A 23470-nucleotide genomic window follows, 5' to 3' on the forward strand; every position below is an offset into this window, starting at 1 on the left:
GGTTGCTTGAAGTGGGGGATTCCTAAAAACACCAACCTATCGATTAGTTATGGATTAGGCTATCCCCGCAGTTCCTGCGGTTAATCGTAATGCTTCATTACGAAGATTGATACTTGCGTTAATATCCCTTTCGTGATGACTCTTACACATTGGGCATGACCATTCACGTAAGGCAAGATTTTTAACGTCTTTGTGTCTATGACCACAATTGGAACAAAGTTGACTGCTTGGAAAGTTTTTAGCGACAAGCACGATTTGTTTTCCGTACCAGTTTGCTTTGTATTCCAACATTGTTCGAAATTGCGACCACGATACTTCACTAATGGCTTTTGCTAGATTGTGATTCTTCAACATGTTTTTGACAGACAAATCTTCGATTCCGATGATGTCGTGGTTTTTGACAATCTCGGTAGAGATTTTATCTAACATGTCTTTTCTTGCGTTGGCAATCTTTTCGTGAAGTCGGGCGACTTTTGTTTTTTGTTTTTTCCAATTAGAAGAACCAAATTGTCGCCTTGAAAGAATACGTTGGTCTTTTGTTAACTTTTCTTCTAATGTGCGGAAGAATTTTGGATTTCTATATACCATTCCATCTGAAAGAGTAGCAAATTCCTTCAACCCAACATCAATTCCAACGGATGAACCTGTCTTTTCAAAGGATTCAACTTCTGTTTCAGCTAAAATGGAAATGAAGTATTTACCCGAAGGGTTACGTCTGATTGTTGCGTTCATGATTCGACCTTCGACTTCTCGACTTTTTGCAAAACGAACAAATCCTAGTTTCGGTAATTTAATATGTTTATCCAAGACAGCAATATTGCCATTTACACATTTCGTTGTGTAAGATTGAACAGGATTCTTTTTTGATTTAAAACGTGGTTCTTTGTTTTGTTTTTTGTAATATCTAGAGTAAGAATCATTTACGATTTCAACTGATTTTTGAAGGGCAATACTATCGACTTCTTTCAAAAAGGAATAGTTTTTCTTCAGTTCACGAACCGCTTTAATGGATTTATTCTTGTTGAAGAACTCACCTTTCCATTTATTTTCCGTTAATTGACCGTTCTGCACCATTTCATTCACGACATGCCAATAAGAATCTTTCTCTTTTTGCTTGCCAACAAAATAGTTATGCACAAAACGTGAACAACCAGTTGTTTTATTGAAAAGTATGACTTGTTTGGGTTTTGGATAGATTCTGAATTTATAGGCTCTTTTCACTAACATTAAGGTTCACCTCCCTTTTATCCATTATACCAAACAAAAGGGTGATTTCGAACGCTAGTTCGATTTATTTTCCAAACATTTGAGATGGCGTCTTGTCTGAAGGCGATTCATCTCCTCCTTACCGTTGGGCTACGCCCTTCACACGCTTGAAGAGGGAGTTTTCTCGCCTGTTTTAGATAAATTATAAATATTTTATATTATTTTTATTAAGAAGTAATATCTATTAGTATGTCCACTTGTACAATTCTTATTGATAAACAAAACCCTGGAAGCTTCTAGTTTTTGTTCTACTATTTATAGGAGACTCTTTTCGGATAGCTTGTCGCATTTGATAGAAAATACGACGTAACTTTTAGTTCCACTCTAATTGAATCGAGTGCGATACGGTCGCTTCGTCAGAATACTTCGCTTTCCGTGGGCACGGCCTCAGCCTCCTCAGACAATCTTAATTTTCGAGGAGGCTTCGTATTCTGCCTACGCTTGGTAATGGTGTTCTGATTATCGAAGAATTCAACCGTGTAACTATATGTTTCATAGACTTTTCTACTTTGAACAGAAAGCTATTCTAGTTTGGGTATAGTACTACTAAACACCAATTATTTATAAATATCGTTATACTGATTGATTGGAGCGGAGGGCAGTCGACTCCTGCGGGAAAAGCAACAGCTGAAAATCCCGCAGGAAGCGGTTTTGTTCCGAGGAAGTTGAAGCGTTGCCCGCGGAGAGCGACTGCCCGGAGCGGAAATCAACTCAGTAGTTACGTCGCAGTCTATCGAAATTGTTGTTTTAGATTCAATAATTAAAATTAGTAACGATCTTTAGAAAACAGCTTTTTAGAAAGTATAATATGGTGACTGTGTGATTGCAATGCACTTTTCATAATATATAAAAAATAACTATTTTCTTGTCACATTTCCTTATTACTTACAGCTTGCCTGAGAGTTTAGAGTCCATAAAAAAGGCTGCCGATTATATCGACAGCCCTTTAAAGGAGAATTTATTCTACTGTTTCAGTTTCTTCTATAATAGCTTCAGCATCTAGGTCTGTTTCCGCAATTTCATCGGATGACTCAGCCGCTTGCTCCGAGTCTACTTCCGTTGTTTCTTCCGTATTTTCATTTACTTCATCAACAGTTACATCACCCTCAACCTCTGGGCTACTTTGATCGGTTTCTTCTGAATTCACTTCTGCTAAAACTGCAGACATTAGAGCAGCATGTAATTTTGCATGTACACTAGCATGTTCAGCAGCGTAAGAATTAATTTTGTTTTGAACAGAAACGTGAACTTCCTCGTCTTTTTCATTATCTTCAGGAAGATCAGTTTCTACAACATCTTCTTCGGTAGTTTCACTTTTAGTTGTAGCTTCTTGGGTACTATCTTCTTCATTTCCATCTTCAGTCGATTCAGTTTCTTCTTCAGAACTTTCCTCCTCTAGTTCCTCCGAGTTTTCACTCTCATCATTACTAGATTCAGCATCATCCATCTCTACTGGTTCAGTAGTATCTTCTGTTTCGGTAGTGTCCTCATCAGTGGATACTTCTTCTTCAAGACTTTCCTCATCTTGCTCTGGAACTGCGTGAATAGCGGCATTTGCTGAAGCGTTCGCTTTAGCATTGGCACTAGCATTCTCAGATGCTTGCGAATTGATTTTGTTTTGTACAGAAGGATTTTGTTTCACTTTTGTTTCAGTATCAACATCCTCTTGAACCTGTACATTGACTTCAGCTTTTTTGTCAGCTTTATCACTTTTAGCATCAGTTAATTCTCCGCCAAATAAAGTAGCTATTGATAGTGTCCCTGCAATTACGAAAGTTTTATAAATGGTTTGTTTTTTCATTATTTTTCGCTCCTTAGTTTTTCAAAATTTAATGTATGCTAACCATAAAAAATTCAAGAAGCAATTATAGGTGGATTAAATGGCGGTGCATTTACCCATTGGTTTCGAAGGATTTCTAGTCTAGACCCCCAAAATTGGGACTGTTCAGATTGCATCGTTTCATCACTTGACACAACATTTGCCTTCACAAAGATTGGAACTGAAATTTGCAAGCCATTTGATCCTCCACTTCCTGAAATTGGTGTTTCAGAAGTGGCCAGACTAACATAAACCGGTTGATTTGGTTCTGAAAAAGGCTCTCGGTCCTGTCTTGATTTCGAATCTTGGTTTGCATTTACAGGTCCAGTAACTGAGGTATCCTTAGTACTAGTTATCTTTTCCGCTTGTAATTTATCTGCTTTTTGACTAATTGAAGTACTGGCCATATCCTTCGACTCTGACTCCTGTTTATTTGTTTGTTCTTTTACGGATTTTTGTTTATTCTTTCTATTATCATTTGATTGTTGATTACCATTACTTGTTGTTACCTTCGTATTTCGGTTTTGTTTTTTTACTTTTCCCCCTAGATTATTTGAAACTTTTTCTTTTGAACCTGGAGAAGTTTTCATCTTATTTTTATCACGATTACCAGTTGAAGATTTTACCTTGTCCACTTTTTCAGGATGTTGGTTCACTTTTTTTGTCATTGTATTTTTACTACTGTCGGATGCGGACGAGGTTGGCATCTCTACTTTGGGTTTCGTTGTAACTTCAACGTCTTTATTTTCTTTTCCTTTTGACGCTAAAGCTTCTACTGGAAGGATAAATAGTGCACTTATCATCAAGCTGAAAATTATCATACTTGAGAGACGCATACCTTTTCACCTCCTTCTTTTTTTCTACTAAATGATTCTAACTAGTTTGACTTTTTGTGGAGGTCAAATATTAATTTAGTGAAAATTACCCACATATAACTATCTTAATAACAAAAAAAGAGGCATGAAAATTAAGTTAGTAGTAACTTAATTTTCATGCCTCTTAACGGTTTTAAAACATGGTCTGCGAATTTAACCGCTTTAAGATTATCCATTGTAACATCTAGAAAGATAGTCCACCTATAGGAATAATTAAACACTTCCTTAGGTTAGATCGTCCTGATTACTATCATTTTAAAAGATGACCTAATTCTTCTATATAAAGATGCACCCTATTTACGGAATAAGGAGAAAAACCATTCTAAACTTCCTGTTGGTTTCTTTACCGCTTCTTCTAAACGTTTGTTAAAACTATTTTGTGAACGCCATTCTTTTTTCTGCTCGTCGCGCATGTTTTGTATTTCTTTTTGTAAGAATTCACTTTTTTCTTTTTCTTGTTGCAGCAATGTTTCATAATGAGTATTTTGTTGTTCAGTTAATCTTTCAATTTTTGCATTCGTTTTTTGTGCTGAATTTCCAATACCAGAACTTATCGCATGATGATCTTGCTGGAGCCTTGAAACAGTTGATTTAAGTTGAGACATATCGTTTGTTAATTGAAGATTCATTTCACGTGTAGCTGCAAGTTCATTCGCTAAAAACATTAAGGATTCTTTTAGTTGATTGGGGTCCTGGGGTAAACTATCATATGTATCGGGTATCGCTACCTCTGTCTTATTGAATTCTTCCAATCTATCTACTTGTTGATCAACAAGGTGTTTAGCAGTTTCGTCTAAGGGCTTGTCTGTATCGCGTATCGCTATAAGCGATTCGATGTCCGAACGAACAAAAATGCGCCGATCACCATCTTTAAAAAATTCATATCCATTTCGCTCTAAAATTTGGCCATACTTTCTAACAGTGGGGGTGGCAATCCCCAATTCTTCTGCCACTTGCTTGGTAGTGAAAGATTGTTCATTCTGTTGTATATCGTGTCGCATATCGATCTCCTTTTCTATCTATTGAATATGAAGATTTACGATTCATTTATAAGTTATATCGCCGAGCGATACGGAACACAAGAGCCTCTACACCGTTTCTGGCGTAGTTTAACAAGAAAGACACATATTTAAACTGAGGTTCTAATCCGTCAAATAACTCCACCTATTTCATCAAAAATAAGCTTGTTCGTATCGCGTGCCGCTATGAGCAATTCGATTTCTTATAGAACAAGATCAAATCGCCATTTTCTTGTAGTTAAATAATCGTTCATTCTGTTGTATATCATGACGCATTTGAATCTCCTTATCTATCAAATATGAATGATTTCCAGTGAATTTGCAAGGTATATATCGCCTAGCGATATGAAAAGAAAAAAACGATTTAACTTCCTTCATATCGCGTGCCGATATAAACGATTTAATCTCAGGTTAAAAACTATTTAATCGCTTTCTTTTTCTCTATAATTAATCCTACTTTCTAACAGCTGGTGTTGTCCAACTGTTTCTGCCACTTTCTTTTAAAAAGGCTTTTCTTTCTGTTATATATCATATCGCTTAAGAATCTCCCTTATCTATCAAATATGAATGATTCTCAGTGAATTTGCAAGGTATATATCGCCTAGCGATATGAAAAGAAAAAAACGATTAGACTTCTTCCATATCGCGTGCCGATACGAGCGATTTGATGTCAATTGTAACAACTATTCACTCCTTTTCTTTTTCACTAAATGTAACAATAGTTTCTAACAGTTCGTGTTCAATTCCTCTTTCTTCATCCTTTCAGCCTTTTGATGAAAATCGTTTATTCTGAGCTAGATCGTATCGCATTACACTTCTATTATAATAGGAAGGTTTCCACTGAATTTTAAGGGATATCGCCTTGCGATATAACCAACTAAAGACCATAGTCTTTTCCATATCGCTATAATATCGCTAATGTTTCCTTTAAAATAAATTAATTCCGGGTTTGGTTATCATTTTTGATATGTGGAGATAGTATGCCTTGGATGGTGTTTTTCTGTCTAAATGATAAAAAAAGAAGATTCACACATGAGAAAAGGACGCTTTCGTAAAAGTAAGAAACTTGTACGAAAACGCCCTTTCTAAGATGAATCTTTGCTATTTCAAGAAAATGAAGAGGTCTTTCAGAAACTATAAAACTCTTTGTAAAACTTATCGATCAATGCTGATCATAAGATTTAAAGTTATAACTCTACATTTGGAATTTCTAATCTAACTTGTAATTCAACTCACGGTTGGTCTTACTATTTTAACAGTTCTGCTAATGATTGAATATTTTTAGTGCAGCTCTTCCGCTTTGTCAGTTGACATAGGTTTTTTTAACGGTGTAAACAATGTTATCACCAGTGCAACAACCGCTAAAATCATCATAAAGTAGTATGATTCACTTGAGGCAAAAATTGATGCCTGTTCCGCAATTCTTTCTGACACACCTTGGTTAACTAAATCGTCTGTATAATCTGTTGCGTTTGATGTATAAATTGTTACCACAACCGCTGTACCAATCGCCCCTGCTATTTGACGAACAGTATTGTTTACGGCCGTGCCATGTGTAACAAGTTCCTTTGATAATGCATTTAAGCCTGCTGTATTCAGCGGCATTGTAATAAAGCTTAAACCGATACGCAAGAAAATCGTGCGAATCATTAAGAAAGTAAATGTCGTTGTTTCGGTTAAGTCAGTTACAACCCACATCGAGGGAATGACGAAAATTAAACCGATAATGAATAATGGCTTCGCGCCGAATCGGTCATACATTTTCCCAGTAACAGGCGATAAGGCTGCATTAATGATGGCCCCTGGCAATAATAATAATCCTGCATCAAATGCTGTAAAGCCACGACCATCTTGTAAATAAATCGGTAATAAAATCATATCTGCATATAACATCATCGTTACAATAATGTTAATGAGTGACGTCATGGTAAATGTTTTGTTTTGAAATACACGTACATTTAAGAACGGGTCATTTGCTTGTAATTGACGTGTTGTAAATAACACTAATACTAAAATGCCTGCAATAATTAACGTCAACACTAGCGCATCGTTCCAGCCGTGACTACCAGCATTACTAAATCCATATAATAGTAGCCCGAAGCCGATTGTTAATAGAATGGCACTCGGCAAATCCAACTTTGATTTTGACACTTCAGATACGTTAACTAAATATTTCAATGCCAATAAAATAACAATCCCTACAAGTGGTATTAAGCCAATAAACAGCCAGCGCCATGATAAATATTCAATGACAAAGCCAGATAATGTTGGTGCTATCGCTGGAGCAAAAATCATGGCAAGCCCTAATAATCCCATTGCACTTCCTCGTTTTTCAAGTGGAAAAATAACCATTACGACACTCATCATAAGCGGCATCATAATCCCTGCACCCGCTGCCTGAATCATACGTCCTATTAACAAAACTGTAAAATTCGTTGCAATTGCGCAAAAAATAGAACCGATTAATAATAATAACATAGAGCTTACAAATAATTGACGTGTTGAAAAACGCTTCATTAAAAAAGCCGTTACCGGAATTAATACACCGTTAACGAGCATAAATCCTGTTGCTAACCATTGTACAGTTGTCGCACTAACATCGAATACTTCCATAAATTTACTTAGTGCTACATTTAAAAGTGTTTGGTTTAAAATCGATAAAAAACCTCCCAGTAGCAACACAAACAGTAATACTTTCTTATTTACTTGTTGATCCATAGAAAATCACAGACCTCCTCTTTACTTTATCAACACAATGACGATAAAATGAATTGTAACAACTTTTAAATTAGGAAACCACCAACATTTTTCCGAAAACCGTCTACTATGCAACAGTTTCTTTAATTGTGTTGTAAAATTTAAGTTTAATAGACAGGGGAGGCATTAAAATGTCTGTAAAGAAAGAAGATCCGCGTGCCATTCGCTCCAAGCGTTTATTGAAGGAAGCTGTTAAGTCATTATTAATTGAATCACAAAATTTACAGGCGTTAACTGTTCAAAAAGTAACAGTAATAGCAGAATTAAATCGTGCTACATTTTACTTACATTATTTAGATATGCACAATTTAATAGAGCATGTAGTTTCTGATATTTTCGACGACCTGTATAAGAAATTGTCACCGTTATTACAACTAGAACCTGTTGATTTAGATGAACAGATGCTTACCTTTTTAGATTATTTTTATCAACATCGAAAATACTTATCAGTGTTATTCGAAGAGAAGGCGTTTCAAAAGAAACTGCATAACTTTATCGTGGATTTCGTTCAAGCAAGGCGCGATCTACAAAAAATAGTAACAGAAAATACTGTTTCAAAGGATATTATCGCATCTTCAATTCTAGGTATTTTAATGTGGTGGATTCGTGATGGAAAACATTATAGCTCTGAATATATTGCACAACAAATGTCGGTATGGATGACTAGGGGACGTTAAGGATGTCTTAACAGTACAATAATATCAGTCGCGTTATTTATCGCTTGATTGCAATGTCTTTAATTGAAGCATAGTGAACCCTTTGATGAAGACACTTCTAGACATTTTAATTGCTGATGAACCAAAGAAATGAAAAAAGAGGCCTCTCAAAAATTTGGATAATTAATGAGAAACCTTCACTAAGAATTTTGTGACCATTGTGACCAATTCACAACTTTTATATCAAGGGTTGGAACAGCTTGTCAATCTAGCTATAACTCCAGATTCTGGCTTTTTCAGATTACAATGATGTCCAGCTTTCATTTTTTGGCAAGCGGAACAATCAGTGACGGCACTCTCCTTGATATACAGGATACACCCAATAAAAAACGAAGCATTCTTTATTTTTCCACATTCTTTAATTGAAACTTATTCAATGCAAAACCAAAGAAAGTAGTCATAAATAGCATACCTACAACCATAATAATGATGCTTCCTGTTAGATATGCTGAATCCATTGTAAATAAAACTTCATTTCTAAACCAGGACTGGAACGGCAACCCTAAACCTAATAAAACTGCAAAGAATAATACTTTCACTTTCCAATCCTTTCCTTTCATCTTTTTAATTGAATTATTGACAAATAGACGCAATAAGCCTAATCCTGCACCTATTGAAAAAAAGATGAGCAAAAACATTTTAATAGCTTCATTTAATATAAACGCCTTCGAAAGCATTCCAGCAGCAATAAAAAGCATAACCCACATAATAATATTCGACTTTTTCACTTAGATCACCTATCTTGTAAATTCCACTCAACAACGTGTTGAGTGGTGTACGTTTAGTATAAGCGCCTGCTATAATGAAAGCAATAAACAGAAGATGTTTAACTGTTGATTGGTCCGGAGGAAATAAGATGACTGCAATTTACGATGAAATGAATGAAAAGACAAAAGAAAAAATTCAAAATAACTTTTTACAATTACTCAAGGAAAAGAATTTCATGAAAGTATCTGTCCAAGATATTTCAATAGCCACGAATATAAACAGGGGAACTTTTTATCTGCATTATCAAGACAAATATGATTTGCTGGACCAAATGGAGGAGAGCTTATTAACTGGACTTGAAATGCATTTAGAGCGCCTCCAACCAGATATTTTATTAGTAGAAGCAGAACAAGGAAATATCTCTATGCATGCGGTTGAAGTATTCCGCTATATTCAAATGAATACAGCATACTTTCAAGTATTTTTAGGGGATAATAACCGCGTTGGCTTCCATAAACGGCTTAAGCTTTTTTTTGTTGATCATTTTATAGAAAAAATGATTAAAAATAAAGACTTTTTTAAAGGCTTGGCAGTTCCTCAAGACTATTTGTCTTCATTTGCTACATCTGCCTTTTTAGGCTTGATCGAACAATGGCTTGACAATGATTTAGCCGAATCTCCAAGTGAAATGGCTGAGATGTATATTCAGATTATCTTTTTCATAAGAAACTTATGATTAAGAAGCCCTGTTAACAATCCATTCATATCATTTAAATTCAAATCACGATCAAAAGGTAATTGCATGCTTAATCCCTTGATACATCAGGTGAAGATTCAGACTTTAGTGGTTCAAAATAAATCAACAGATTTAACAAATGTCACTGTTATTTAGGCGATAAACCAGAAGAATAATCGAACTATATATTTAGCCAACGCAAGACTCGTCCAATAAAGAAAAAAACAGAGAAAACACAATGATCGCATAGTTAGTCAATTTCATAATACTTTGCAATTATGAAATGGATTCAAGTAATAAATAAAAAGAAGCTCACATAGTGCGGACTACACACTTGTGAACTTCTTTTAAAAAAACCAGAAATATAGTAGTATTTCACGCTCATCTTTCTAAAAAACCATTCATATCAAGGTTGGAACGTGCATGTCAATCTAGCTATACCACTTTTATCATTTCTTAATAGTAAATTAGCTTAGAACCAGTTGATAGATTCAGGTTTAAGGTTTTGGAATATATGCTTTGTTTCTGTATATTCTTCAATACCTTGTTTTCCGAGTTCTCGCCCAATACCAGATTGCTTAAATCCACCCCAGGGTGCATGCGGGAAATAAAGGTTGAATTCATTAATCCAAACAGTACCCATGCGCATCCTTGCTACACAACGTTCAGCTTTTACAATATCGTTTGTCCAAACGCCACCAGCAAGTCCGTAGATAGAGTCATTAGCAAGCTTTACTGCTTCCTCTTCTGCACGGAATTTCTCAACCGTGATAACAGGACCAAACGCTTCCTCTTGAACAATGCTCATGTCTGTTGTACAGTCTGTGAAAATAGTTGGTAGGTAGAAAAATCCATTTTGTAGTTCTGGATCTTCTGGACGGCTACCACCAACTGCTATTTTAGCACCTTCTTTAATACCCGTTTCTACATACTTTTCTATTTTTGCAAGTTGCTCTGCTGAAATAAGCGGCCCCATTTGTGTATCTTCGTCAAAACCGCTTCCTAGCTTAAATTTTTTCACTCGCTCAACAAGTGCGTTTACGAACTCATCGTGAATACTTTCTTCCACAATCAGTCTTGTACCAGCAGAACAGATTTGTCCTGCGTGGAAGAATACCCCATTTAATGCTTGGTCTACAGCTACCTCAAAATCAGCATCAGCAAAGATAATGTTAGGGTTTTTCCCACCGAGTTCAAGTGCAAGCTTCTTCACATTAACGCTTGCTGCTTGCATGATTTTCTTCCCAGTAACAATTCCACCTGTAAAGGAAATAAGGTCCACATCAATGTTACTAGATAGCTCTGCACCAACTGTATGACCAGCACCAAGTACTAGGTTAGCAACACCAGCAGGCACTCCTGCCTCTTCCATTAGTTCGAATACTTTGATCGTAGTAAGTGGTGTGATTTCACTTGGCTTCATTATTAAAGTATTTCCAGTTGCAAGAGCTGGAGCTAGTTTCCAAGACGCTTGAAGTAAAGGATAATTCCACGGTGTTATTTGACCACAAACACCAACCGGTTCCCGAACCACCCTACTAATAGAGTTTGGTACTGGTGAGTCAATTAGTTCCCCGCCATCTTTACCCGCAATCTCTGCATAATAACGAAATACTCCAGCGATATCATCCATGTCTCCACGGCTTTCTTCTACTGTTTTGCCAGTATCTAATGATTCTAATCTAGAAAGCTCTTCTTTATCTCTTTCTATTAATTCGGCAATTTTCCTTACGATAGTCCCACGTTCTGTTGCTGAAGTAGAGGACCATTCTCCATTATCAAATGCTGCTCTTGCTGCTGCGATTGCTTTTTTTGTATCTGTTTCATCAGCTTCTGGAACAGTAGCAATAATTTCCTGGTTAAATGGATTAATAATATCACGCGTATTACCTAAGTGCGCATCTACCCATTTACCATTAATGTATTGTTGTTTTTTTAGACTCAAATCCATCAACTCCAATTTTTCGAATAAATTAAGTTCGTTCAAAATTTATTTAATATTCTTAACATGTTAACATCTATGTTTAAGGCTGTCAAAGATACATGCCAACCCAAAAATTTAGAATGGCTTGGGCTATTTTATAGTCAAAAAAGAGAAGACACTCTTTCATAACATGTAAGCTTTGACTAGCAAATACATGTTGAAAGAGTTCTTCTTTTTAAAGAATTATTTGGCTTATGATTTTATTGCGCCTGCGTCGGCTGGATGTACTCCATGACGATAAAAGTCTGCATTAATAGGCTCCATGATTTTACCACCAAGAATGATGTCCGCTGCCTTTTCAGCCAACATCAACACCGGTGCATGAATATTGCCGTTAGTAACATAAGGCATGGCAGACGCATCAGCCACTCGTACATTGTCTAGCCCATGGACCTTCATAGTAAGCGGATCTACAACAGCCATTGGATCTGAAGCTGGACCCATCTTTGCTGTACAACTCGGATGAAGTGCAGTCTCGGCATCTTTCGCCACCCAGTCCAAAATCTCCTCGTCTGTACGAACGGAAGGACCAGGTGAGATTTCTCCTGAATTATAGGGTGCCATAGCTGGCTGAGACATTATTTCACGTGAAACCTTTATCGCTTCCACCCACTCGCGTTTGTCCTGCTCGGTTGAAAGATAGTTGTAGACCATGCTTGGGTACTCTTTAGGATCTTTCGAACGAATCTTTAATGACCCTCTGGCATCAGAGTACATAGGTCCAACGTGTACCTGGAATCCGTGCTTAGTATCCGCTTTTTGTCCATCGTACCTTACCGCTACAGGAAGGAAGTGGAACATCAAATTCGGGTAGTCGACTTCTTCGTTCGAACGAACAAAACCTCCACCTTCAAAATGGTTTGTTGCTGCTGGACCTTTACGTCCGAGCAACCATTGCAAACCGATCCAAGGCATCCGCGCTTTACTTAAGCTAGGCTGCTCTGAAACAGGTTCTGGACAAGAGTATTGGATATAGGTTTCGAGATGATCCTGAAGGTTTTCGCCTACACCTGGAAGATCAACTACTGGTTCGATACCAACAGAGCGTAAGTGTTCAGCATCGCCAACACCTGACAGTTGAAGTAGCTGCGGCGTATTGATTGCACCACCAGCGAGTATAACTTCCCCTGCAGCGACTTGATGAGTCTTCCCGTTTCGTTGATAGGTCACGCCACGTGCTCGGGTACCATTGAAGTCAATACTTGTAACAAAAGCACGAGTTTTTACTGTGAGGTTCTGACGCCCCATATTCGGATGAAGATATGCGCGTGAAGCTGAAAATCTTCTACCTTTATATACATGCTTATCAAACGGACCAAATCCCTCTTGACGAAAACCATTTACATCAGGTGTTCGCGTGTAGCCAGCCTCGACAGCTGAGTTAAAGAAGGCTTGGAATAAAGGATTAGTTGCTGGCCCGCGTTCCAATTTGAGAGGACCATCGTGGCCACGAAACTCATCCTCTGGATCCGCAGCTAACGCATTTTCCATCCGTTTGAAATAAGGAAGACAGTGTGCAAAGTCCCACGTTTCCATACCTGGATCGGCTCCCCAACGTTCATAATCCAATGGATTGCCACGTTGAAAAATCATGCCATTGATTGAGCTCGAACCTCCGAGTACCTTTCCACGGGCATGCTTGATACGTCGTCCATTCATATATGGTTCAGGATCAGATTCGTATTTCCAGTCGTATAAACTTTTCCCAGCAGGGAACGGCAAAGCAGCTGGCATTTGGATTAATAGGTCCCACGCATAATCACTACGTCCTGCCTCTAAAATAAGCACACTGCGTTTCCCATCTGCACTTAGACGGTCGCCTAGTACAGAACCCGCACTACCGCCACCTATAATTACTATATCATATGTTTCTTTCATCTTAAGTACCTCCTTGAATGTTCAAAACTTATTCAGTGATTAAAACTATATTAAAAGCATTCATCAAAAACTCACCTTCAGTGATTGAAATTAGTTAGTAGTTTGATAGTTTTCAATAAAATTTAATGTAATTAAACTAATTCAATGGCTCAGGTTCGCCCTTTGTTAAATTCGTTAAATTTTTATTTAATATATTTAATATATTTAATATACCATAATGTATTTTTTTTGTAAACCGGCGTCTATTTTACATAAATTATAAAATAGAATCGAAGAGATAACGTTAATTTTAATAAGCTACTATTTAAGAAACGCGAACAAAACAGTGTACCAAAATGCGATGGTAAGTAATTTCTTGAAATATGTATCTATGCTTTTTGGGATAAGCCTCGGAGGAGCGCAAACTCTTGTTAGGACTTATTCCTTCCTTTTTTAAAAATTAGTAGATTAAAAAGAATTCTATACCTCACACAACATATATTCCTCTTTATTTGAATCTTTTTTTAAAAAATTACGTCTATCTATTGAAAAATAAAAGGGGGATTACATATGTATCATTTAATTAAGATTATAGTTGTTTCGGTTACGTTGTTATGGGTATTCTGTTACCAACCGGCTAATATTAGTGCCACGGAAATTTCAAAGGAACCAACTCAAGGTGTGCAATCAAAAGATCCTGAAAATGGATATGGGGATATTTCACAAAATAAGATAAATGAGATTAGCATAAAATCTAATCAATACATAATGGACGGGGAAAGTTTTATAAGTTCTAATGGAACAACGGTAAGTGTTAGTGGTAATACACGTTCATTTATCGCTGTAGACATTATAGCGGTTGATGTTTATTTACAAAGGTGGGATAGCAATAAAGGTAGATGGATTGACGTTAAAGCGGTTGGTAATTTTCGCGGATACTATAATGCAGCAATCAGCGGGGGCAAAGATATTGTAGTTGTACCTGGATACTCTTACCGCACAAGGTCCCATCACTGGATAAATGAGAACCAAACTACAGAGAATGAATATAGTTATTCCACTTATATTTATGTTAAATAAATGAAAGTATTAAAGGCTGTTAATATAGAGTAAATCATTTATCGTAGACATTAGATTATCAAAAAACAGCTAAAGATAGAGTATCAGAAATCGATACTCTATCTTTTTTTCTTATATTTGTTATATACCAATGCTTACCATGCATTACCTTTTATAAATAGGGACCTTTTGGAGGTTAATCTGTTTTTTATTTTCGCGATAAAATAAAGGCTATTTAAAAACTTAAAAGAGCACCCTCACAATGATTTAGCAACATTTATTATTTCTTCTTTTGATAGTTGTCCACTAATCGAAAAATAATATGACTGGTCCAGCCAAATCAAACGCGTGGTTCCGTTTTTGTAATTTAAAAAACTAGCTTCCTTACCATTTAATGAAATTTGTTCGACCTGCGTATCGTCTGAATCAGCAGTAACCCCTGAACCGAATGAACCCTCCTCAAATTTCTCATTTATAATAAATTCTCGTTCGTTTCCAGAATAGTTAAGAACAATTTCATTGCTTCCTTCACTGTTTTTCTTTTTAAGTATTGTGACATCTTTTAAGGAAAAAGGTGATGGGATATCTTTTGGTATTCTTACCGGGAACGTTGCAATTGTCTTCGCATCTTCTAGTGACACTTGTTCTGAATCGAATGTTGAATTTTCAACAATAATAAAATCTTCTGATGAAGGAGTATCCTGTTGATCTTCCTGGTTTACATCTGAGGAGAAAAATAAATTCACCACTTTACCCTGAGCCTTTTGAAATATATCTGTTACTTTGCTAAAAGCAGACCCATTGCCAGGAGATAATAAGAGCAAGGAGCTAATAATTAAGAGAACGCAAGCTATCCCGATCCATTTACTGTATGAATGAAAATTTATATTACGTTTTTGTGGTTGTTGATTTCTGACATTACTAAATCTACTCCATGCTTCATCAACGGAGAGTGGGGGTGTTGGAGTATTTTTCAGCTCGTCACGAACAATTTCTCTATAAATCTCATCTTCGCTTTTATACTCTAAGTTTGATCGTTTCATAAGATATCACCATCCTTAAACGCCTTGCTGTCTAGTAATATCTCTCTTAATTTTGACTTACCGCGATGAAGGCGAGATTTGGTAGCACTAATTGTTAAATTTAGAGTTTCCGCAATTTGTTTATCAGAAAAATCATATTCATATTTTAAGAGAAGAGCTTCTCTATATTTTGGTTTTAATTTTACAATACTATTATGTAACAACCTCTTAAGTTCTTTATATTCAATTTCTTCTTCAATTAAATGATAATTACTATTCTCATTTGCCAAGTTTCTATTTAGGTGTTTATCTTCTATGGGGATAGTATTAACTTTTAATTTTCTTAAAAAGTCTATCGCTGTTCTAGTAGCAATAGTCCCTAACCACGCTCCTAGTTTATCAACGTCTTTAATTGTATCCATTCTTTGGAATGCTTTTAGGAATGTTTCTTGCACAATATCCTGTGCTATATATTTATCTTGGACAATAAAGTAGGCAGAGTTATATACTCTTTTGTAAAACATCTCGAATATTAGTTTTTCATTTTCCACTTTTTCATTGTTTCTCTTCCTTTGACCTACATGTTCAAACAAAGGCAATAACCTCCTTAGCCTTTTAATTTGCTGTGCTATTATAACTAATTAAGATGTATTACAATACAACTAGCAGTTATATAAACATTTTATTAACTTGTTCTATTGACCAACACAATTATACCACTTTTTTCCACTCGTTATATTTTAACTTGTAATACAGTTCATAGTTTGACGAAATTTGTTTTACTCCAATAAAAAAGACACCCGATTAGGATGCCTATTTCTTTATTTACTCTACTATTGTCGCTTTTGATAATACAAATACTGCCCATTAAAATTTTTAATATCCAACTTCATCTGCAGCGTAAGTAGCATCTTCATTGCTAAACCCTTCATACTCTAACTGTTCTATTAAACCACTTCTTGAGAAACTTGTGTAATCTAAGTAATCTTGAGCCATTAATACTGCTTGCTCTCGCCAATCAACACTTATTTGGTTTACTGCATAAGTAGCGTCCTCCTCATCATAGCCTTCATATTTTAATTGTTCGATTAGACCACTTTTAGAAAAAGCTGTATAGTCTAAATAGCTTTCAGCTGCACCCACTGCATTTTTTTGTGATAATGTTTCAGCTGGGTCACCCGCCTCTTCTTTGACTTTTTCTTCCTCAGCTGCTTTTTTTTCTGTTTCTTCTTCAGCCGCAGCCTCTTCTTCAGCCTCTTTCTGTGCTTGTTCTTCCTCAGCCTTTTTCCTAGCTTCTTCTTCCTTTTGTTTTTCCTCATCGGCATCTTCTTGTTCAATGTTAGATTCTTCGTCGTCATTAGAATTGGCTTCTGTCTCTTCTGCTTTTGAACTAGAAGAATCTTCAGCTACTGGTGCTCTATCATCTAGTGATAGCGCAACAATAAAAACAATAAATGCACCTAATGAACTTAAAAACATCTTTTTGGCTTTTCCATTTTTTCTAATTAAGCCCACAACTCCCAATACAAGAAGTACAAGAGTTACTAAGAAACTAATAATACCTAAAAACATCCACATAAACACATGACCTCCCTTTTATTGCTTATTTCGGTTAAATACCATTAATTTCCTACTAACTAAATTGATAAATTCCGACAACTTTTAAACAATCTTTCTAAACACTCGACCCTTACCATGTTTATAAGTATCGAGATTTATTCATTAGTTCTTCCCAATCAATTTTTTCTTTATTCTTTTGTTTCTTAATCTGTCTAAGTTCGCTCGTTAGAAGTGCCCATCTTTTCTTTTGCCTTAACATATCTATCTAGTTGTTCGTTTAATTTGTTCAGTAAATTAAGTTTCTTTTGAGCTTGCAGTAAAACAGTTTTCCGTGCAAATCTCACAAAAGCACCCACAAATACTGTTTTATCAGCATTTGTGGGTGCTTTATAGTTTGCATTAATGATGAAATCTGTACTTGACGTCATGCATTAGAGATGAAATTTACAAAGCTACTATTCATAGTTCACAGAGTTTTTTTCAACTCCTCTGTCAATTAGATCATTTAAATTGATAGGCTCATTACAGTGGATTAGTTCAAAAAAGGGTATTGGATATTCCACGTGTAGTAAATCAAACAACTCTCACAATAACTTTTAAATATTTTGCACATGTTAAGAATAATTAATTTTCTCGTCTACGTCGTTGAAAGTAATACATAGATACTCCAAACCCGAACAGTAACAAGCCCATAATCAAATACTTAAACATATTTAATGCAGTAATTGGTAATTGGTTTTCTTCTGTTCCATTCGTGTCTTTTTGTGGTTCTTGGGATATGTCTTGGTCATTCTTATGATCATCAGTTCCACTTGTTGCATCTTGATCCTCTTCATTATTATTATCCAAATCATTTGGATCTGTAGTTGAATCATCCACAATTTCGACTTCAAATAATGTGAACGTACTAAACTTATCTACCGAAAATTTATATCCAGTCGGCGTATCATTCTCATAAATGATCGTTCCTTTTTGAACATCAATCGTTCCATCACTATGCTCGATATACACACGCAAGCGATCTAAATCAAGACCATCATGATAAAATTCTCCTATAGGTAAGATAATATCTGTTTTATACCCAGAATAATTCGTTTCAATTTCTTTTGGTGTACCTACTAATTTTGCAGAAGCACTTCCACTTACTTTATTGACCTCTGCTAGTACAGATTGGTCTGCCATCATTCGTTTTGAAACTTCATTTTTATCTCTTTCATCCCTTAATGGTACGATCCTGAAAAATAACTCCAAACCATTGTCAGCCAATCTCTGAACTTCTGATTGATTAAGAACTATTGTTGCTTGGTCCGTTTTCAATTCTAGAATGCCTTTTAATTTATTAAGGGTATCAGCTGTAACTTCTAGTGCTAGTTCATCTGCGATGTTTGCTTGATCATCTGGTAAATAGACCGAGAATGTGCCTGTAGTAACATCAGGAACCATTTCATTATTCACAATAATTTTGTCAATTTTGTTCACAAGTTGGTTATCGTTTGTGAATAGATTAATTCGCTCAATCGATGGAGTAGGCAACGTATTGTTATTCACTCCCACACTCGCATTCCGTTTGGTCGTTTCACTCATTTTTTTCGAAATGTTTTCTTGTTTGACAATCACCAGAAATGTTTTTTCTAGCTTTTGATTACCCTTTGAAATCGTCGCTGTTAAGATTACTGATTTATCAGATCCATGGCGAGTTGTGGTAGCTTTGTAGCCATCTAATGAAATAACCTTAGACTGGCTTGATGACCATGTTATCTTTGTATCATAAGGTCCTTCAGATAACATAAGGAATTTCAATGTAACACTTTCCCACGTGTCATCTTGACTGAATGTAAAAGCAGTATCTCTTGTTAAGAAACGGGCAACGTCCTTCAATTGATCAGAAATCAATTGATCTGTTGCTAGCTCTAAATTTTCTCTATCTTTTTTTAATTCATCAATACGGTACAATATTTTGTCTAAATCTAGTTCAACTGGCTTCTTTTTTAACTCTTCTTCCAATTTGTTTAGTTCGTTATTGACATCTTTGTAAGCATCATCACTTTCAGAACCACCAGCATCTGTATAAACCTTTTTCGTTTTATTAGTTAGTTTCTTTTCTATCTCAGCTTTATCTAGGGCATCTTTTACAGTTTTTAATAGAAGGTCATCGTAAGCTGATTTCAATTCCTTAAGTGCTGAATCAACTTCACTTTGTGTTGAATTTGGATTATTAATCACACCCTCTGCATTCGAATACTTAATTGAATACTCTTTCCATGTACCCTCGGTGTAGAAATTTGCCTTTAATTTTTTGCTATCAATCATATCTTTTAATTTGATTAAATCTTCCTTATCCACTACGGTAAAAGAATGATGCTTGATGACATCTTCACGATCTGCTTCAGATGCCGTCACAACCACTTCATATTCACCCGGCGCAAGTTTTTCCTCTACTTGATATATCCAAGTGCCATCGGAACCGATGGTTAACTCGTCTTGATCTACAACCCTATCTTCACCATTCGGTCCTATAATAGTAAGTGATGCACTGTCAGCACTTTTATCGGCAGTACCTACTATAGATGGTGTAGTATCATCAGTAATTGCATTTGGATTGGATATTTGCAATGCAAGGCCAAAATCATCGCTTGCTACAAATTCAAAATCCTCTACGGCCGTTCCATTTTCTTCATCACCACTTAGATTGGAGTTTCCGTCTAATTCTCTATAGTCTACTTTCACTTCAATTTCACTTAATAACTCTTCACCTTCGGGTAAGGTAAGTTTTAGCTCCTGAGTCTTCCCATCTAAATCTTCACTAATTCTCTCCACCGCTACAATGTCCATTTCTTTGCCGTCCACCGAAAGAATGAATCCCGAGGTTAGATCTCTTTCCTCATCAGTAAACATAACGTCTTTATCAAACACTACATAGATGTTATTGTGTCCATGATAGTAAGATGCACGTTCTACAACTGGTGCATGTTTTTCAAGCGAATTCCTAGTGACCTCAAGATTAGTTATCGCTTGGTCAACGTCATCTTGAAAAGCAGTTGGATCATTTATTACACTTTCCGCATGCTGGACTGCCTCTTCAAAATCATCCCAACCTAACCGATAATCTTCCTCTACAAATCCATCTACAGCATCATATTCTGCTTGAATATTTTCTTTATTAACAATAAAAAACGTTTCTGATTTTGTAACTGTTCTTGGTCCACCATCATCGTTAGTTGCGGTGACCTCAACAGTATAACCACCATAAGCAAAATCATTTGGGACTGTATATGTCCATTTACCTGATTCTAAATCAGCTTCAACATTTTCAAATCCCGCAACAACCTCATGATCCTGATATTTAATAGTTAATCTCACACTGTCTGCATTAGTGTGAACAGAACCATTAAATCTTGGTGTTCTATCATCAGTATTTCCAATAGTATTAACTATCTGTAACCCAGCACCAAATTCGTCTGTAGCAATAATACTAAACGCCTCATCTGCCGAACCGTTTTGTTCATCACCGTAAAGACTACCGGTTGTTTCATCATAATTAACTTGGACTTTTTTAGCGTCACTATCTAGCTCATGATCTACTGTTAATGTAACTAAATTCCCATTCATAACAGCATCTAGAACCGGATAGTTTGTTCCATCCACCGAAACCGTAAATCCTTCTTCAGGATTTGTAGAATTCGTTAATGTAACCGGTTTATCAAATTCAATAACAATTTCATTTCCACCATGTTCATAGGTGGCAGGTACTGTTTCAATTGGTGCATGTTTTTCAAGCGCTGCTACAGCATCTCTAAGTTCCTGTAATACTTGATCAACTGCTGCTTGTGTCGGCGTTGAAGACTCGTTTCCAATCCTATCAAGTAAATCTTGAGAATTGATTAACTTTGTTTGATATTCAGACCAGCCGTTTTGATAATCCTCTTCATCTGTAACAATTCCCGGTATGTCGTCCTCAATATAATTTTCAAGTTCAGAAGTATCCACCAATGTGAAAATTCTTGTAACTGCATCTGACGTCGCGCCACCCTTAGTAGCAGTCGCTATAATCGTGTAGTCACCCTTGATTAAATTTCCTTGATAATCAATTGTCCAATTCCCATCTTCACCCACAGTTGGTTGCCCATTAAATACTTCCTGATTATTTGGATCATCAATTGACACATTCACAGCTGAATATTCTTTAGTGTCTCCAGTGATCGTTACTAATGTGTTGGCATCATACACTAATGTACCTTCATTCGGTGTTAAGATAGAAAGATTAGACTTTAACCAATCAGCTGCTTCTTCTTGGGTCATCATCCTAATTGTTACATCGGGATCTACTAATTCGCTAGTTTCACCGTTTTCCTTCATTAGACTTATGTTAACGTTTCGGTCGCCACTATACAGCGGATTTTGATAATGGACCATTTGCCCAATAGCATCAACAACATCTTTCACAACTTTATTACTAACCACACGTGCGTTATCAATCCATAAAGTAGCTCCTAGTTTTCCACCATCTGTTTGGTCAAACGAACCAGAAACAAAACGGAATTGGTACTGGCCATCTTCTGGGATTTCTTTTTGCACAGTTGTCCATTTCTTATCTTTACCACGACCATACAAGATCTCTGTATGATTGCCCTCGTCATCAACAATAAAGCCATACACTTCGAAATCATCGTAGTTACTTGTATCATTTGGAACTGTGAAAGCTCGCCAATCAAAGTATAATGCATCTCCAGCTTTCGCTTGAAACGGCGTGCTCCATGCTTCTATGCGAAATACGCTCCCGTATCCAGAGGCATTACTATCGATACTGCCGGACTTAAATCCAAGCTCAAGTCGATTATTACCATTATCATCTATCAAACCTTTTACAAGAGTTCCTTGACTACCACTAAATAATACTTCATTACCTTCTATACTTGCAGCTACACCACTTCTTACAATACCACTATAATCAACATCAGTCTGATACGTGTACTCATCATTCGGACCTGTTGCAGTATATGTCCCATCTCCATTATTAGTAAAATTCCGATAAGAGTTTCCTTTTGTTTTAGTCGCTAAATCCCCTAACCAAATTTGATTGATTGTAGTACCCTTGTTGGTAGGATGTTCACTCGTATCATTAATTGTCCAGTCTTGAACCTCATTACCCTCTAATTCTTTTTCAAAATCCCCATTTTCAAGTGGAGCGGATAAATCGATTTGAAGTGCTGTCCCATCTCCATTATTTGTGGCATTCACAGCAGCTACAGGTACACCATCTAATAAAAATTCTCCATCACTATAAATTAATGTTGATCCATCTAGTTGCACTTGAGAATTCTCTGGAATAAAGAACCTTTCTGATTCCACATGTCCATCAGAAATTTCAAAACGTATATTCCCTTCTGAAAAGACATCTCCCTCACCTGCATTAACCTCAAAATTGGGATCTACTTGTACATCCTCACCTAACACCGGATTATAATCAAAATCCCCACTTGTATCACGATCCACAACATTATCTTGCGCAAAAATAGTCGAACTCCCATAACTTGAAGCAAGTGTGGTGAATATAAGCGTTGCAATAAAAAATAGTTTTGCTAATGAATGAGATCGCTTCATGATTCTTCTACGTTTATGTTTTAGTTTACGACTCTCATTTACCATTTCGATTTCAGAGTGATAACTACTCATCATTTTCCCCCCAGTAAAATAAATAGAAATACATTTAAGTTTAGAAAATCCTAAAAAATTACTAATCTATTAAATTGTTAAATCTTTTTCCTTAAATTCATAAAGATACTATTTGTACCTAATGTTTCCTTCACTTAAATAACTCAGATTAAAATGTTTTTTATTTATTTCTCCCCTCAATAATTTTAATAGACCAGTTAAATAAATTTTTGTTTGATTAAGGTGTTACCTGTCATAGGTATTATCAATAACTTTCCTAGTTACAAATATATAACCAAACTCTCTGCACCTTAAATCATCGTTCTTAAACAAATATTAGAAAAATAAAAAAATTCAAAAAATGTAACTGAGTTTTTTCTCCTTTTTTTCTAATTCTTCTGCTTTTTTCTACATTAATTATATTTATTAGCACTTAACAT

General features: G+C 36.0%; 15 protein-coding genes. 3 read left to right on the forward strand and 12 right to left on the reverse strand.

Features of this window, described 5'->3' with window-relative positions:
- Window positions 1–54: 54 nt before the first annotated feature.
- The 5 genes from tnpB to LD272_RS04860 form a co-directional block, all read right to left on the reverse strand.
- Window positions 55–1227, reverse strand: a complete 1173-nt coding sequence (gene tnpB / locus LD272_RS04840; RefSeq protein WP_226035464.1) for an IS200/IS605 family element RNA-guided endonuclease TnpB — start codon at window positions 1225–1227, stop codon at window positions 55–57.
- Window positions 1228–2224: 997 nt separating this feature from the next.
- Window positions 2225–3067, reverse strand: coding sequence for a hypothetical protein (locus LD272_RS04845; protein WP_226035465.1), 843 nt, complete (start codon window positions 3065–3067; stop codon window positions 2225–2227).
- 53 nt (window positions 3068–3120) lie between these two features.
- The gene (locus LD272_RS04850) at window positions 3121–3921 is read right to left on the reverse strand and encodes a hypothetical protein (RefSeq protein WP_226035466.1); all 801 of its coding nucleotides are present in this window, start codon (window positions 3919–3921) and stop codon (window positions 3121–3123) included.
- A 332-nt stretch (window positions 3922–4253) separates the two neighbouring features.
- A complete protein-coding gene (locus LD272_RS04855) occupies window positions 4254–4961 on the reverse strand; it encodes a hypothetical protein (protein ID WP_226035467.1) in 708 nt (235 codons plus the stop codon).
- 1299 nt (window positions 4962–6260) lie between these two features.
- A complete protein-coding gene (locus tag LD272_RS04860; RefSeq protein ID WP_226035468.1) occupies window positions 6261–7697 on the reverse strand; it encodes a DHA2 family efflux MFS transporter permease subunit in 1437 nt (478 codons plus the stop codon).
- Window positions 7698–7867: 170 nt separating this feature from the next.
- On the opposite strand from LD272_RS04860, the gene LD272_RS04865 reads away from it, so the two are divergent.
- On the forward strand, window positions 7868–8413 hold the full coding sequence (locus LD272_RS04865; protein WP_226035469.1) for a TetR/AcrR family transcriptional regulator: 546 nt from the start codon (window positions 7868–7870) through the stop codon (window positions 8411–8413).
- A gap of 380 nt (window positions 8414–8793) precedes the next feature.
- On the opposite strand, the gene LD272_RS04870 is transcribed toward LD272_RS04865, so the two are convergent.
- Window positions 8794–9180: an MFS transporter permease gene (locus LD272_RS04870; RefSeq protein ID WP_226035470.1), complete on the reverse strand. Its 387-nt coding sequence runs from the start codon at window positions 9178–9180 to the stop codon at window positions 8794–8796.
- 128 nt (window positions 9181–9308) lie between these two features.
- Here LD272_RS04870 and LD272_RS04875 point away from each other — a divergent pair, with 128 nt between their 5' ends.
- On the forward strand, window positions 9309–9896 hold the full coding sequence (locus LD272_RS04875) for a TetR/AcrR family transcriptional regulator (RefSeq protein WP_226035471.1): 588 nt from the start codon (window positions 9309–9311) through the stop codon (window positions 9894–9896).
- 472 nt (window positions 9897–10368) lie between these two features.
- On the opposite strand, the gene betB is transcribed toward LD272_RS04875, so the two are convergent.
- Both betB and betA read right to left on the reverse strand, forming a co-directional pair.
- Complete coding sequence (gene betB / locus LD272_RS04880) at window positions 10369–11841, reverse strand: betaine-aldehyde dehydrogenase (RefSeq protein ID WP_226035472.1); 1473 nt, start codon at window positions 11839–11841, stop codon at window positions 10369–10371.
- Between the two features lie 231 nt (window positions 11842–12072).
- Window positions 12073–13758, reverse strand: a complete 1686-nt coding sequence (gene betA, locus LD272_RS04885; RefSeq protein WP_226035473.1) for a choline dehydrogenase — start codon at window positions 13756–13758, stop codon at window positions 12073–12075.
- Window positions 13759–14307: 549 nt separating this feature from the next.
- Between betA and LD272_RS04890 the strand changes: the two genes are divergently transcribed.
- Window positions 14308–14817, forward strand: coding sequence for a hypothetical protein (locus LD272_RS04890; protein ID WP_226035474.1), 510 nt, complete (start codon window positions 14308–14310; stop codon window positions 14815–14817).
- Between the two features lie 236 nt (window positions 14818–15053).
- Here LD272_RS04890 and LD272_RS04895 read toward each other — a convergent pair whose 3' ends face one another.
- From LD272_RS04895 to LD272_RS04910, 4 genes are all read right to left on the reverse strand, one after another.
- Window positions 15054–15839 carry a DUF4367 domain-containing protein gene (locus tag LD272_RS04895; protein ID WP_226035475.1) on the reverse strand — a complete coding sequence of 262 codons (786 nt, stop codon included), beginning with the start codon at window positions 15837–15839 and terminating at the stop codon, window positions 15054–15056.
- Window positions 15836–16411, reverse strand: a complete 576-nt coding sequence (locus LD272_RS04900) for an RNA polymerase sigma factor (protein ID WP_226035476.1) — start codon at window positions 16409–16411, stop codon at window positions 15836–15838. The genes LD272_RS04895 and LD272_RS04900 overlap by 4 nt, the downstream gene beginning before the upstream one ends.
- Before the next feature lie 283 nt (window positions 16412–16694).
- A complete protein-coding gene (locus tag LD272_RS04905) occupies window positions 16695–17396 on the reverse strand; it encodes an Ltp family lipoprotein (RefSeq protein ID WP_226035477.1) in 702 nt (233 codons plus the stop codon).
- A gap of 606 nt (window positions 17397–18002) precedes the next feature.
- Window positions 18003–23051 (reverse strand): Ig-like domain-containing protein, encoded by a 5049-nt coding sequence (locus LD272_RS04910; RefSeq protein WP_226035478.1) that lies wholly within the window; start codon window positions 23049–23051, stop codon window positions 18003–18005.
- Window positions 23052–23470: the final 419 nt, after the last annotated feature.

It is taken from the genome of Aquibacillus saliphilus (assembly GCF_020404745.1).
GTDB classification, from domain to species: domain Bacteria; phylum Bacillota; class Bacilli; order Bacillales; family Amphibacillaceae; genus Aquibacillus; species Aquibacillus saliphilus.

What these genes read in the sequence shown, in the direction of transcription:
- LD272_RS04905 (WP_226035477.1), bottom strand. Translation starts at nt 17,396, where the DNA reads ATGTGGATGTTTTTAGGTATTATTAGTTTCTTAGTAACTCTTGTACTT.
- LD272_RS04860 (WP_226035468.1), bottom strand. Translation starts at nt 7,697, where the DNA reads ATGGATCAACAAGTAAATAAGAAAGTATTACTGTTTGTGTTGCTACTG.
- tnpB (WP_226035464.1), bottom strand. Translation starts at nt 1,227, where the DNA reads ATGTTAGTGAAAAGAGCCTATAAATTCAGAATCTATCCAAAACCCAAA.
- LD272_RS04875 (WP_226035471.1), top strand. Translation starts at nt 9,309, where the DNA reads ATGACTGCAATTTACGATGAAATGAATGAAAAGACAAAAGAAAAAATT.
- LD272_RS04845 (WP_226035465.1), bottom strand. Translation starts at nt 3,067, where the DNA reads ATGAAAAAACAAACCATTTATAAAACTTTCGTAATTGCAGGGACACTA.
- LD272_RS04850 (WP_226035466.1), bottom strand. Translation starts at nt 3,921, where the DNA reads ATGCGTCTCTCAAGTATGATAATTTTCAGCTTGATGATAAGTGCACTA.
- LD272_RS04890 (WP_226035474.1), top strand. Translation starts at nt 14,308, where the DNA reads ATGTATCATTTAATTAAGATTATAGTTGTTTCGGTTACGTTGTTATGG.
- LD272_RS04895 (WP_226035475.1), bottom strand. Translation starts at nt 15,839, where the DNA reads ATGAAACGATCAAACTTAGAGTATAAAAGCGAAGATGAGATTTATAGA.
- LD272_RS04865 (WP_226035469.1), top strand. Translation starts at nt 7,868, where the DNA reads ATGTCTGTAAAGAAAGAAGATCCGCGTGCCATTCGCTCCAAGCGTTTA.
- betA (WP_226035473.1), bottom strand. Translation starts at nt 13,758, where the DNA reads ATGAAAGAAACATATGATATAGTAATTATAGGTGGCGGTAGTGCGGGT.
- LD272_RS04855 (WP_226035467.1), bottom strand. Translation starts at nt 4,961, where the DNA reads ATGCGACACGATATACAACAGAATGAACAATCTTTCACTACCAAGCAA.
- LD272_RS04910 (WP_226035478.1), bottom strand. Translation starts at nt 23,051, where the DNA reads ATGAGTAGTTATCACTCTGAAATCGAAATGGTAAATGAGAGTCGTAAA.